Origin of the sequence: Thioclava sp. JE_KL1 (assembly GCF_009296265.1) — a bacterium.
In the GTDB taxonomy this organism is placed as follows: domain Bacteria; phylum Pseudomonadota; class Alphaproteobacteria; order Rhodobacterales; family Rhodobacteraceae; genus Thioclava.
Window position 1 is genome coordinate 1 of record NZ_WBJS01000062.1, and the last position, 750, is coordinate 750.

At 58.8% G+C, this 750-nt stretch carries 1 pseudogene; it reads left to right on the forward strand.

From position 1 onward, the window contains the following. Positions 1-710, forward strand: a pseudogene (locus F8R15_RS20900) (IS3 family transposase); the annotation flags it as partial. Positions 711-750: the final 40 nt, after the last annotated feature.

Consider the following 750-nt stretch of genomic DNA (forward strand, 5'->3'; position numbering starts at 1 on the left):
GTCCGGCAAATGACCTGGCATCTGCGTAACGACGGACACTTGGTGAACGAGAAGCGGATACGGCGACTGATGCGCCTGATGGGGCTGATGCCGATTTACCAGAAGCCCAACACCAGCAGGCCCGCAAAGGGCCACAAGACCTATCCCTACCTGCTGCGAGGTCTGCGAGTGGATCGCCCGAACCAAGTCTGGTGCTCGGATATCACCTACCTGCCCATGAGGCGCGGATTTCTATACCTCGTTGCGATCATGGACTGGCACACGCGAAAGGTCTTGGCCTGGCGGATCTCGAACACGCTGGAGGCCGACTTCTGCGTCGAAGCGCTGAACGAAGCCGTCCACAAGTTCGGCCCGCCCGAGATCATGAATACCGATCAAGGGTCTCAGTTCACGTCCTTCGCCTGGACGGATCGGCTGCGTCGATCCGGCGTGCGCATATCGATGGATGGGAAAGGCCGCTTCCTGGACAACATCTTCATCGAGAGGCTGTGGCGCACCCTGAACCGAAGGACCGCGCAGCGAAATACGAGTGCGTCTACCTGCACGCTTGGGAGACAGGATCGGAGACGAAGGCGGCCATCCGGAAATGGATGACCTTCTACAACCACCAGCGCCCTCACTCAGCCCTCGGCGGCAAGCCACCGGCGCTGGTGTATTGGCAGAGAAATGATATCAACCAACCCGGTCAGCAGGTGCAACGAGTAGCTTAATTTACGTCAGATCCTGTCCAAGAGATGGGGAGTAGCTCAG